Source organism: Pedococcus sp. 5OH_020, assembly GCF_027812955.1.
GTDB lineage: Bacteria > Actinomycetota > Actinomycetes > Actinomycetales > Dermatophilaceae > Pedococcus.
The window spans coordinates 335,140-347,692 of the sequence record NZ_JAPYZV010000004.1 but is presented as its reverse complement, the minus strand read 5'-3'; the positions used below and the strand labels follow the sequence as shown (position 1 = coordinate 347,692).

7 protein-coding genes and 3 rRNA genes are annotated in these 12,553 nt (G+C 65.6%); 1 reads left to right on the top strand and 9 read right to left on the bottom strand.

Annotated elements, in window-relative coordinates; all coding sequences use genetic code 11:
* Positions 1-9: 9 nt before the first annotated feature.
* Genes recN through PHA84_RS09435 form a run of 4 tightly spaced genes read right to left on the bottom strand, consistent with a single transcriptional unit; the run spans position 10 to position 3,783 of the window.
* On the bottom strand, positions 10-1,737 hold the full coding sequence (gene recN, locus PHA84_RS09450; RefSeq protein ID WP_270887840.1) for a DNA repair protein RecN: 1,728 nt from the start codon (positions 1,735-1,737) through the stop codon (positions 10-12).
* A gap of 35 nt (positions 1,738-1,772) precedes the next feature.
* Positions 1,773-2,714 (bottom strand): NAD kinase, encoded by a 942-nt coding sequence (locus PHA84_RS09445; RefSeq protein WP_270887839.1) that lies wholly within the window; start codon positions 2,712-2,714, stop codon positions 1,773-1,775.
* A complete protein-coding gene (locus PHA84_RS09440) occupies positions 2,711-3,526 on the bottom strand; it encodes a TlyA family RNA methyltransferase (protein WP_270887838.1) in 816 nt (271 codons plus the stop codon). Before PHA84_RS09440 ends, PHA84_RS09445 begins: the two co-directional genes overlap by 4 nt.
* Positions 3,523-3,783, bottom strand: coding sequence for a hypothetical protein (locus PHA84_RS09435; protein WP_270887837.1), 261 nt, complete (start codon positions 3,781-3,783; stop codon positions 3,523-3,525). The genes PHA84_RS09440 and PHA84_RS09435 overlap by 4 nt, the downstream gene beginning before the upstream one ends.
* Before the next feature lie 3 nt (positions 3,784-3,786).
* Between PHA84_RS09435 and PHA84_RS09430 the strand changes: the two genes are divergently transcribed.
* Positions 3,787-4,785 (top strand): hypothetical protein, encoded by a 999-nt coding sequence (locus PHA84_RS09430; protein WP_270887836.1) that lies wholly within the window; start codon positions 3,787-3,789, stop codon positions 4,783-4,785.
* Positions 4,786-4,855: 70 nt separating this feature from the next.
* Here the strand turns inward: PHA84_RS09430 and PHA84_RS09425 are convergent, their stop codons facing one another.
* From PHA84_RS09425 to PHA84_RS09405, 5 genes are all read right to left on the bottom strand, one after another.
* Entirely contained in the window at positions 4,856-5,908 is a 1,053-nt protein-coding gene (locus PHA84_RS09425; RefSeq protein ID WP_270887835.1) for an HAD-IIA family hydrolase, read from the bottom strand.
* The gene (locus PHA84_RS09420; protein WP_270887834.1) at positions 5,874-6,551 is read right to left on the bottom strand and encodes a tetratricopeptide repeat protein; all 678 of its coding nucleotides are present in this window, start codon (positions 6,549-6,551) and stop codon (positions 5,874-5,876) included. Before PHA84_RS09420 ends, PHA84_RS09425 begins: the two co-directional genes overlap by 35 nt.
* A gap of 687 nt (positions 6,552-7,238) precedes the next feature.
* A 5S ribosomal RNA gene (gene rrf / locus PHA84_RS09415) occupies positions 7,239-7,355 on the bottom strand.
* A 72-nt stretch (positions 7,356-7,427) separates the two neighbouring features.
* Positions 7,428-10,545: ribosomal RNA gene (locus PHA84_RS09410) — 23S ribosomal RNA — on the bottom strand.
* 334 nt (positions 10,546-10,879) lie between these two features.
* A 16S ribosomal RNA gene (locus tag PHA84_RS09405) occupies positions 10,880-12,403 on the bottom strand.
* Together the 16S, 23S and 5S rRNA genes form the textbook arrangement of a ribosomal RNA operon.
* Positions 12,404-12,553 lie beyond the last annotated feature (150 nt).

Here is a 12,553-nt window from a genome sequence, read left to right as displayed (position 1 = left end):
GGCGCCCGCTCAGCGCGGAGCCGGCGTTGCCGCTCCACGGCGGGCCGTCGCTTCCACCACGAGCTCGCGCGCGTGCGCCAGGGCGGAGTCGGTGTCGACGCCCGCCATCATGCGGGCGAGCTCTCTGAGCCGCTCGTCCTCGCCGACCGCGTGCACACCGCTGGAGGTGATGTGCCCGTCGCTGGACTTGCGCACCACGAGGTGCCGGTCGGCGTAGGCGGCGACCTGGGGCAGATGGGTCACCACGACCACCTGGGCCTGTCGGGCCAGCGCCGCGAGCCGCGCCCCGACGTCCAGGGCGGCGGCCCCGCCCACGCCCGCGTCGACCTCGTCGAAGACGAACGTCGGGACGTCACTGCCGCTTGCTGCGCCCGTGACCACCTCCAGGGCGAGCATGACCCGCGACAGCTCACCGCCTGAGGCGGCGCGGGCCACCGTGCGCGGGGTGCTGCCCGGGTTGGCCGCCAGCAGGATCTCCACGTCGTCCCCTCCATGCCTGGCGAGGCCGCTCGTTCGCGGCGAGACGCTGACCTCCACCGAGGCCTGCCCCATCGCCAGGTGAGCAAGCTCCTGCGTGACGGCGGCGGCGAGCACCCTCGCCGCCTTCCTCCGTGCGGCGGTGAGCTTGCTCCCGGCGGCCGCTCGGTCACGCTCAAGCTGGGCGGCGTGCAGCTCCAGCTGCTCGATCCTGCTGTCCGAGCCGAGCAGCTGGGCCAGCCGCTCGGCCGCGACGCGGCCCCACTCCAGGACGTCGTCGACCGTCTCGCCGTACTTACGGGTCAGCCGAGTCAGGTCCGCGCGCCGCTGCTGCACCCAGGCGAGCCTGCCAGGGTCGACCTCCACGTCCTCCAGGTAGCTGCTGAGGTCGGAAGCCAGGTCGGCGGTCAGGTATCCGAGGTCGGCCAGTCGGCGGTCGAGCTCGCGCAACGCCGGGTCGTGGTCCACCTCGCCGGTCAGGGCATGCCTGGCCGCTGCGACGGCGTCCATGGCGCTCGGTGCCGACTCCTCCGCATACTCCTGGGCGCCCGCGAGACGAGCGTGCGCGAGGGCAGCCGCGGTGCGCAGCCCCTCCGCGTGGCTCAGCCGCTCGTCCTCCACCCGCAAGGCGGCATCCTCCCCGGTCTGGGGATCCACCGCGGAGACCTCGTCGAGACCGTGCTGGAGGAAGTCGATCTCGCGTGCGCGGTCGCGGGCCTGGTCGCGGAGCATGGCGAGCTCCGACGCAGCAGCCTCGTGGACGTCGAACGCGTCGGTGTAGATGCGCAGCGCCCGGCGTAGCGGCTCGCCGCCGAACTGGTCGAGCATGGCGCGGTGCTGCTCGCTGCGCCGCAGCCGCCACTGCTCGGACTGCCCGTGGACGGCCACGAGGTGCTCGCCGATCTCCGCCAGGACTCCGACCGGGGCCGACCTGCCACCGACATGCGCCCGCGACCGGCCCTCGGCCGACACCGAGCGCACGAGCACCAGGCCGTCCGCCACGTCGGCGCCCGCCTCTGCGGCTCGGACCGCTGCAGGATGGTCCGCCGTCACGTCCACGAGGCCTTCCACGACGGCAGAGGCCTCGCCCGCCCGGACCAGGCCGGCGTCGGCCCGGGCGCCGAGCAGGAGGCCGAGCCCGGTCACGACCATCGTCTTGCCCGCGCCGGTCTCCCCCGTGACGACGTTGAGGCCCGGATGCAGCTCGAGCACCGCGTCGTCGATGACCCCGAGGCCCTGGATCCTCAGTTCCTGGAGCACGCGCACAGCCTCTCACGGGCTGGTGACAGGGTGCGTCAGGCGCGTGCGGTGCGCTCCGCGCGCGCGGCCTTGGCCAGTCGGGCCTTCCCTCGCCAGCCGTGGATCGACAGGTCGAACTTCGCGACGAGCCGGTCGGTGAAGGGTGACCGGCTCAGCCTCGCCAGCCGGACCGGCGTGTCGGAACGCACGACCTCGATGCGTGCCCCGGGGGGTAGGTCCACGGCACGCCGCCCATCGCACCACAGCGCGCCCGTGCCCAAGGTGTCGGGGACCACCTCGAGGGCGAGGTGCGACTGGGGGCCGAGTACGAGTGGGCGGGCGAACAGCGCGTGCGCGCTGATGGGGACCAGGAGGAGGGCCTCGACGTCCGGCCAGACGACCGGGCCGCCGGCGGAGAAGGCGTACGCGGTGGAGCCAGTGGGAGTCGCCACGACGACGCCGTCGCAGCCCCACGTCGTCAGAGGGCGTCCGTCGATCTCGGCGACGACCTCGAGCATCCGTTCTCGGTTGGCCTTCTCGACGGTCACCTCGTTGAGGGCCCAGCTCGAGTAGACGGGGTTGCCGTTGACCTGCGCCGTGACCTCGAGCGTCATCCGCTCCTCCACCGTGTAGCTCCGCGTGACGATGTGGTCGACGGTGGCCGAGATATCCTCCCTCTCGGCCTCGGCGAGGAACCCGACGTGGCCGAGGTTCACGCCCAGCAGCGGTACGCCGGTGCCCCGTGACATCTCCGCGCCGCGCAGGATCGTGCCGTCGCCCCCCAGCACGCACACCAGCTCGCAGCCCTCTGCGGGGTGGGCCGGGTCAGCGAGCTCGACGTGCGAGGAGAGCTTGACCGCGTGCGCTTCGTCGGGCAGCACCACGACGTCGATGCCGGCGTCGTGGAGGCGGTCCACGACGGTCCAGGCGATGTCGGAGGCCTCCTGCCGGCGGGGGTGCGCCACCAGCAGGATCCGGCGGCGGGCTGTGCTGGTCACGGGGCTCCCTTCAGGCTGACCTCGTCAGCGGTCCTGACCAGAGCCTCCCATCCCATCGAGCCCTCGGCGCGAGGGGTCAGCCAGAGGAGGTACTCGGCGTTGCCCTCGCCGCCCTCTATCGGGCTGGGCACCAGCCCCTTGGGGTGGAGCCCGGCCCCGAGAGCGGCCCGCGCCACCCTGGTCACGGCCCAGGCCCGGTCCGCGGTCGCGCGCACGATCCCGCCCTTCCCCACCCGGGTCCGCCCGACCTCGAACTGCGGCTTGACGAGGACGACGACGTCCCCCTCCGGTGACACCAGCTGCGCGAAGACGTCGAGCACCAGAGTCAGGGAGATGAAGCTGAGGTCCGCGACGAGCAGGTCCACGATGCCGCCGATGTCCGCCGCCGCGAGGCCCCGCACGGTGGTGCCTGACCGCTCGGTGACCCGGGGGTCGTCGGCCAGCTGGGCGGCGAGCTGTCCGTGACCCACGTCAAGGGCGACGACCTCGGTGGCGCCGAGATGGAGCAGCACCTGGGTGAAGCCGCCGGTCGACGCACCTACGTCGAGGCAGCGTCTGCCCGCGACCACCAGTCCTCGCGGTCCGAACGCCTCCACGGCTCCGACCAGCTTGTACGCTGCGCGGCTCACCCAACGAGGGCCCTCCTCCCGGACCTCGACCGACGCGCCCGGGGGGACAGGAGTCGACGCCTTGAGTGCCCGGCTGCCGGCCAGGCTGACATCTCCCGCCTCGATGAGGGACCGAGCCTGGCCTCGTGACCGCGCCAGGCCTCGGCGAACCAGCTCCAGGTCCAGACGGACGGGCTCGCTCACTCGCCGCCCAGGTCCGAGAGCCTGGCCTGCAGCGTACGGTGGACGCGTTGGCCCGCCTCGATCTGGGCGTCCAGATCGTCGGTGGGGGCCTGCTGCAGCTCCCGCAGTGCGGCATCGACCACGATGTCACCGGTGGCGTTGTCGCCCAGCGCGGCGTCTGAGCCGTGCGCTTCGGCCCCTGCGGCCGGGTCGGAGCCGCGCGACGGTTCACTGGGGACCGGATGCGGCGTTGCGGGGGTTCCGGAGCCGACGTTCACCAGGTGGCCTTCTTCGTCGCGGAGCTACGGGCGCCTGTGGTCTTCCGGGTGGAGCTCCTCCTGGCAGTCGAGGTCGTGCCGGCGGTGCTTGAGCGCGATGTGGACGCCGAAGTCTTCGGGGTGGACTTCTTCGCGGCCGACTTCGTGGCGGTCGACTTCGTGGCAGCCGACTTGGTGGCGGCCGTCCGTGGCGCGGTGGGGCTCGCAGCCGACTTCGCCGTGGACTTCTTCGGGGTGGACTTCTTCGGGGTGGACTTCTTCGGGGTGGACTTCTTCGCGGCCGACGCTCCCCTCGCGGGGGCCCCAGAGGTGCTCTTGTTGGCTGTCGGCACCTTGGCAGTGGACTTCTTGGCAGTGGAGCTCTTGGCTGTGGACGTCGCAGCGGTGCTCTTGGCAGCGGACCTCCTGGCGGTCGACTTCTTGGCGGTCGACTTCTTGGCGGTACTGCCCGCGCCCTCATCCCGTCGGGCCGTTGGGGTCGAACGGGACGCGCTGGCGGCCACCCTGCTCGCCGGGGCCGGGCCGGGGTCGGCTGCCCCGAGCGGGGACGGCTCGGCGTCGCCGACGGGGCTGCCGCTCAGACCGTCCTGGCCGACCGGCACGGCTCGGGTTACCGTGGACACCGCTGCCGCCCCAGGACGCGAACGCCCCAGGGGCGCGCGGGAGGCGCTCGCCACCGCGGACGCACCTGAGGCGAGCAGCGTCTCCCTGAGCTCGGACAGCTCCCTGGTGACCGCCGCGAGCGCCGCCCGGGCGGCCTCCACGTCGCCGACGCGTGCGACGTCGGCCTTCCTCAGTGCGGCCTCCACCTCTGCCTGCACGAGCGTGAGCAGGTTGGCCCTGTTGGACTTCGCGGCCTCGAGGATCTGGTCCGCGAGTGTCGAGGCCTGGACCGCCCGCCGCGTGACCTCGTCCGCGCCCGGCAGGGCCAGGAGTCCCTGGGCTGCGTCCATGGCGCGTGCCATGGTCATCTCTCCCAGTCCGCTGGCGAGCTGCAGATAGCTGCGCACCGACTCGAATGCCATCGATCCTCCTCGGATGGAGCGGTCACCTGCCGCTCGTCGCCCTCACGCTACTGCCAGTAGTCGATCTCCGTCGCGAGGCGCTCGGCGCCTCGGATGTCCAGCTCCCCGTGGTCCAGTGACTCGTGCAGGCAGGCCAGACCTGCCCGCGCCTGTTCGATGGGCGAGCCCGCCCGGGCCACGTCCCAGCCTCCGTCGGTGATGCGCCGCCGGTCAGCGCCGCAGACCCACCAGGAGTAGTCGGTCTCCGCGGGCACGTAGTCCTCGACCAGCGCGCGAAGATCCGGGACGACGTACGTCGGCCGCAGCGGCGCAGGGGCCCCGGCCAGGCTCGTCACCGAGTCGACGCCGGTCAGGACGAGGGCCGAGTCCATGCCCGCCTCGACCGCTCCGGCGATGTCGGTATCCAGCCGGTCACCCACCGCCAGCAGCTGCGACGCCGGCTGACCGAGGCGGTCGGCACAGAGCCGGTACAACGGTGCGTGCGGCTTCCCGACGACGATCGGCTCGCACCCGGTCGCCCGTTGGACCGCAGCCACCAAGGTGCCGTTCCCCGGGGCCGTACCCAGGTGGGTGGGGAGCGTCTCGTCGATGTTGGTGGCCACCCAGAGCGCACCGGCCGACACTGCGTATGCCGCCTGGGCGAGGTCGGAGGCCGTCACCGCCGGGCCGTAGCCCTGGAGGACGCCGGCATACGTCTCGTCGCGGCTCTCCTGCGCCTGCGTTCCGGTGACGACGCGAAAGCTGTGCTGCCGCAACGCTTCCCGGACGCCTTCACCGCCGATCGCGAGCACGGTCGAACCTGGAGGGAGGCGGCGAGCCAGCTCCGCCGCCCCGGCCTCGGAGCTCGTGGCGACATCCCGACCGCTGACATGCAGGCCGAGGTCGGTGAGGTGGGCGGCCACCTCCTGCGGCGGCCTCGAGGCGTTGTTGGTGGCGTACACGACCGGCACGGTGAGCGCCGACAGCGCCGACACCGCGTGGTCGACCGCTTCCGGGCCCCGGTACACGACCCCGTCGAGGTCGCACACCACAGCGCGGTACCGCTGGACCAGGCTCGGCACGCCCTCAGGGGCCTTCGCCACGTCGTCCAGGGCGGCCATCGTCCCCCGCCCGGCGCTCCTCGGCCCGATCGTCCTCCGCCAGCCCATCCTCGTCGTCGTCCTCGTGGCCCTCCAGCAGGTCGGTCAGGACGACTCCGTCAAGCTCGGCGAGCCGCTCCGCAGCGTCGGTCTCGAGCTCGTGGTCTGCAGCCGTGGCGCGAGCGAACCACTCCCGCGCGTCGTCCCTGCGGCCCAGTGCCAGCAGGGTCTCGGCATACGCGTAGGCCAGACGCGCGAACCACGGTTTGCGGCTGCTGCCGTCGAGCTGCGGGATCTCGAGCGCCAGCCGAGCCGCCTCGAGCTGACCGAGGTCGCGGCGGATCCCCGACACGACGATCGCGAGCTCGACCCGGTCCTCGACTGCCAAGGTGCCTGCCTCAGGAGACGTTGCCAGCTCCAGGGCACGCTCGGGCCGACCCAGACCCCGCTCGCAGTCGACCATCAGGGCCAGCAGGTGGGAGGAGCCGCTGAGCCGCCTGGCCGTACGGAACTCGCTCAGCGCGCGGGCCCACTCTCCCTTGCGGTACGCCACCAGACCCAGCGCCTCGCGAGCTGCGGGCACCCGGCCGGCGCGCCGCACGGCCGTCTCTGCATGGGCCTCGGCTCCCGTGAAGTCGTCTACGTCGAGGAGAGCGGCCACCATCACGAGATGTTGGGCGACGCCCTCGGCGTTCTCCTTGCTGAGGGTCCTCAGCTGGTGGTGGACGGAACGGTCGAGCTCCTTGCCGGTGACGCCCTCAGCGATGCGCGGCTCAGGCAGCTTTGGCTTCCGGGGGGCCAGCCTCGGCCCACCTCGGCGCTCGCTGTTGTCGAAGGTCCCGGCATCTCGGCCCGCGTCCCTGCCCTTGCTGCTCGACTCCCTGCCGGTACCACCACGCGGCGGCCGTCCCGACCCTGCGCGTCCCGAGTCCCCTGCGGCACCCCGGTCGGCGCTCCCGGCCCCCCTCGGCCGGCCGGTCGAACCGCGAGCCGAACCGCCGGCATCACCCCTCGCTTGACCGCCTGTGGCACCTCGACCGGAACCGCCGGCGCCACCCCTCGCTTGACCGCCTGAGGCACCTCGGCCGGAACCGCCGGCGCCACCCCTCGCCGAACCGCCTGAAGCACCGCGACCTGAGCCGGCCGAGGGCCCGCCGGACCCCCCGCCCCGCGCTGGACGACGGCCTTGGCCACCACGGCCGGACTGGTTCTCGGACACCAAGTGCTCCTCGCTGTGCAGAAATCGCGTTCAGTCTACGGACAGGCCCCGGGATGGGACACCTGGCCGGCACGGACGACGCCGGGCATGCAAAAGGGCCTTCCCGTGATGGGAAGGCCCTTTTGAAAGTATGTCCGGCTGCGTCCTACTCTCCCACACCGTCACCAGTGCAGTACCATCGGCGCTGAAGGGCTTAGCTTCCGGGTTCGGAATGAGACCGGGCGTTTCCCCTTCGCTATGACAGCCGAAACTCTATGGAGATTTCAATCGGGTTCCCGACCGTATCTCGGGAACCACACAGTGGACGCGTAACATCTTTGTTGTATCAAGTTATCGGCTTATTAGTACCAGTCAGCTACATGCATTACTGCACTTCCACGTCTGGCCTATCAACCCAGTAGTCTAGCTGGGAGCCTCTCGGACCGAAGTCCATGGAAACCTCATCTTGAAGCGTGCTTCCCGCTTAGATGCTTTCAGCGGTTATCACTTCCGAACGTAGCTAATCAGCCGTGCTCTTGGCAGAACAACTGACACACCAGAGGTTCGTCCATCCCGGTCCTCTCGTACTAGGGATAGCCCTTCTCAAGTTTCCTACGCGCACAGCGGATAGGGACCGAACTGTCTCACGACGTTCTAAACCCAGCTCGCGTACCGCTTTAATGGGCGAACAGCCCAACCCTTGGGACCTACTCCAGCCCCAGGATGCGACGAGCCGACATCGAGGTGCCAAACCATGCCGTCGATATGGACTCTTGGGCAAGATCAGCCTGTTATCCCCGGGGTACCTTTTATCCGTTGAGCGACGGCGCTTCCACAAGCCACCGCCGGATCACTAGTCCCGACTTTCGTCCCTGCTCGACATGCCTGTCTCACAGTCAAGCTCCCTTGTGCACTTACACTCAAAACCTGATTGCCAACCAGGCTGAGGGAACCTTTGGGCGCCTCCGTTACCTTTTAGGAGGCAACCGCCCCAGTTAAACTACCCACCAGGCACTGTCCCTGATCCGGATCACGGACCGAGGTTAGATATCCAGAACGACCAGAGTGGTATTTCAACGTTGACTCCACAGACACTGGCGTGCCTGCTTCATAGTCTCCCACCTATCCTACACAAGCCGTACCGAACACCAATACCAAGCTGTAGTAAAGGTCCCGGGGTCTTTCCGTCCTGCTGCGCGTAACGAGCATCTTTACTCGTAGTGCAATTTCGCCGAGTTCGTGGTTGAGACAGTGGAGAAGTCGTTACGCCATTCGTGCAGGTCGGAACTTACCCGACAAGGAATTTCGCTACCTTAGGATGGTTATAGTTACCACCGCCGTTTACTGGGGCTTAAATTCTGAGCTTCGTCCCGAAGAACTAACCCGTCCTCTTAACCTTCCAGCACCGGGCAGGCGTCAGTCCGTATACATCGTCTTGCGACTTCGCACGGACCTGTGTTTTTAGTAAACAGTCGCTTCTCCCTGGTCTCTGCGGCCGTTCAGGCTAGGGAGCAAGTCCCTTCACCCTCTGGGCCCCCCTTCTCCCGAAGTTACGGGGGTATTTTGCCGAATTCCTTAACCACGATTCACTCGATCGCCTTGGTATTCTCTACCTAACCACCTGAGTCGGTTTGGGGTACGGGCGGCTAGAACCTCGCTAGAAGATTTTCTAGGCAGCATAGGATCACCCTGCTTCCCGCATTCGCGGTCACTATCAGGTCTCAGGATATGTGTGAGACGGATTTGCCTATCTCACTCCCTACACCCTTGGACGTGGACTACCATCGCCACGCGGAGGCTACCTTCCTGCGTCTCTCCATTGCTTGACTACTACTAGATCGGGTCGCGCGCTCCACTAAACGTCCGGTCCGAAGACCTTCAGAACAGCTTCAGGCGCTTAGCATCACTAGGTTCGTCATGGGCGGTTCTTCGCCGGTTCCGGAATATCAACCGGATGTCCATCGACTACGCCTGTCGGCCTCGCCTTAGGTCCCGACTTACCCAGGGCAGATTAGCTTGACCCTGGAACCCTTGGTTATTCGGCGGACGGGTTTCTCGCCCGTCATTCGCTACTCATGCCTGCATTCTCACTCGTGTGGCCTCCACGGCTGGATCACTCCGCCGCTTCCCTGGCCACACGACGCTCCCCTACCCATCAACACGCTTGGACCGTGGATCCGCAGATGTCACGGCCGGGCAATGTGTCAATGCCACAGCTTCGGTGGTGTGCTTGAGCCCCGCTACATTGTCGGCGCGGAATCACTTGACCAGTGAGCTATTACGCACTCTTTAAAGGGTGGCTGCTTCTAAGCCAACCTCCTGGTTGTCAATGCAACTCCACATCCTTTCCCACTTAGCACACGCTTAGGGACCTTAGATGGTGGTCTGGGCTGTTTCCCTCTCGACTACGGAGCTTATCCCCCGCAGTCTCACTGCCACGCTCTCACTTACCGGCATTCGGAGTTTGGCTAACGTCAGTAACCTGGTGAGGCCCATCGGCTATCCAGTAGCTCTACCTCCGGTAAGAAACACGTGACGCTGCACCTAAATGCATTTCGGGGAGAACCAGCTATCACGGAGTTTGATTGGCCTTTCACCCCTACCCACAGCTCATCCCCTCAGTTTTCAACCTAAGTGGGTTCGGTCCTCCACGACGTCTTACCGTCGCTTCAACCTGGCCATGGGTAGATCACTCCGCTTCGGGTCTAGACCCAGCGACTAATTCGCCCTGTTCGGACTCGCTTTCGCTACGGCTTCCCCACACGGGTTAACCTCGCCACTGAGCACTAACTCGCAGGCTCATTCTTCAAAAGGCACGCCGTCACCCCACAAGGAGGCTCCGACGGATTGTAGGCACACGGTTTCAGGATCTATTTCACTCCCCTCCCGGGGTACTTTTCACCTTTCCCTCACGGTACTTGTCCGCTATCGGTCACCAGGGAATATTTAGGCTTAGCGGGTGGTCCCGCCAGATTCACACGGGATTTCTCGGGCCCCGTGCTACTTGGGATACTTCTCTGGAGTGCGCGCCATTTCGTCTACGGGGGTAGCACCCTCTGTGCCGGGCCTTTCAATGCCCTTCGACTATAACGCGCATTTTTGACTCCATGTCAGCATGTCAGTGCCGACTGAAAAGTCCCACGACCCCGACCATGCAACGCCTGACAGCTATCACACATGATCGGTTTAGCCTGTTCCGCTTTCGCTCGCCACTACTCACGGAATCGCGGTTGCTTTCTCTTCCTGTGGGTACTGAGATGTTTCACTTCCCCACGTTCCCTCTACTCACCCTATGTGTTCAGATGAGAGTGACTGGACTTGCCTCCAGCCGGGTTTCCCCATTCGGAAATCCTCGGATCACAGTCTGGTTATCGACTCCCCGAGGCTTATCGCAGATTCCTACGTCCTTCTTCGGTTCCTGGTGCCAAGGCATCCACCGTGTGCCCTTAAAAACTTGAGCCACAAAGATGCTCGCGTCCACTGTGTAGTTCTCAAGGTACGGGCGGCCCCTCCCCCAGCTCGGTGCCTGCTGACCACAAGTCAGCGGTTCATCCGTGGGGAGGGTCCTGGCCGTTCAACCGGCCTGAGGTTCAAGCTTGCGCCCGAAGCCCTCAGGACCCAACAACGTGTCAGGCGCCGGCACCGGCCCACTCGCTTTCCACTGTCCGAGGACTTGTACTTGCGTGTGAGTGATGTCTGCGCCAAATAATCGATGTTCCACCCTTGAGCACCTGCTGAGCGACATTCGCGCTCAGACCAGGCTCTGGATCGCTTTCGCGACCAGTGCTCCTTAGAAAGGAGGTGATCCAGCCGCACCTTCCGGTACGGCTACCTTGTTACGACTTAGTCCCAATCGCCAGTCCCACCTTCGACGGCTCCCTCTCAAAGAGTTGGGCCACCGGCTTCGGGTGTTACCGACTTTCGTGACTTGACGGGCGGTGTGTACAAGGCCCGGGAACGTATTCACCGCAGCGTTGCTGATCTGCGATTACTAGCGACTCCGACTTCATGGGGTCGAGTTGCAGACCCCAATCCGAACTGAGACCGGTTTTTTGGGATTCGCTCCACCTTGCGGTTTCGCAGCCCTTTGTACCGGCCATTGTAGCATGCGTGAAGCCCAAGACATAAGGGGCATGATGATTTGACGTCATCCCCACCTTCCTCCGAGTTGACCCCGGCAGTCTCCTATGAGTCCCCACCATTACGTGCTGGCAACATAGAACGAGGGTTGCGCTCGTTGCGGGACTTAACCCAACATCTCACGACACGAGCTGACGACAACCATGCACCACCTGTATACCGACCTTGCGGGGCACCTATTTCTAGATGTTTCCGGTATATGTCAAGCCTTGGTAAGGTTCTTCGCGTTGCATCGAATTAATCCGCATGCTCCGCCGCTTGTGCGGGCCCCCGTCAATTCCTTTGAGTTTTAGCCTTGCGGCCGTACTCCCCAGGCGGGGAACTTAATGCGTTAGCTGCGGCACGGATCTCGTGGAATGAGACCCACACCTAGTTCCCAACGTTTACGGCATGGACTACCAGGGTATCTAATCCTGTTCGCTCCCCATGCTTTCGCTTCTCAGCGTCAGTAGTGGCCCAGAGACCTGCCTTCGCCATCGGTGTTCCTCCTGATATCTGCGCATTTCACCGCTACACCAGGAATTCCAGTCTCCCCTACCACACTCTAGTCTGCCCGTACCCACTGCAAGTTCGGGGTTGAGCCCCGAAATTTCACAGCAGACGCGACAAACCGCCTACAAGCTCTTTACGCCCAATAATTCCGGACAACGCTCGCACCCTACGTATTACCGCGGCTGCTGGCACGTAGTTAGCCGGTGCTTCTTCTGCAGGTACCGTCACTTTCGCTTCTTCCCTGCTGAAAGAGGTTTACAACCCGAAGGCCGTCATCCCTCACGCGGCGTCGCTGCATCAGGCTTTCGCCCATTGTGCAATATTCCCCACTGCTGCCTCCCGTAGGAGTCTGGGCCGTGTCTCAGTCCCAGTGTGGCCGGTCGCCCTCTCAGGCCGGCTACCCGTCGTCGCCTTGGTGAGCCGTTACCTCACCAACAAGCTGATAGGCCGCGAGTCCATCCCAGACCGAAAAACTTTCCAAACGGTAGCCATGCAGCTCCGTTTCGTATCCGGTATTAGCTCCGGTTTCCCGGGGTTATTCCAGAGTCTGGGGCAGGTTACTCACGTGTTACTCACCCGTTCGCCACTGATCACCTCGAAGCAAGCTCCGAGGATCACCGTTCGACTTGCATGTGTTAAGCACGCCGCCAGCGTTCGTCCTGAGCCAGGATCAAACTCTCCATTGATGTTCAGCTCGCAGTCCTGAGACCGCGAAACCGTTACCCGTTAGAGGGTTGTTTCACTGACTGAGCAAGAACAACTAGCAATTGCTAGAAATTCGTTGTCAACCAAAGGATTTTCGTTCGCTGTGATCGCTTCCCCGGTCTTCGACCTGG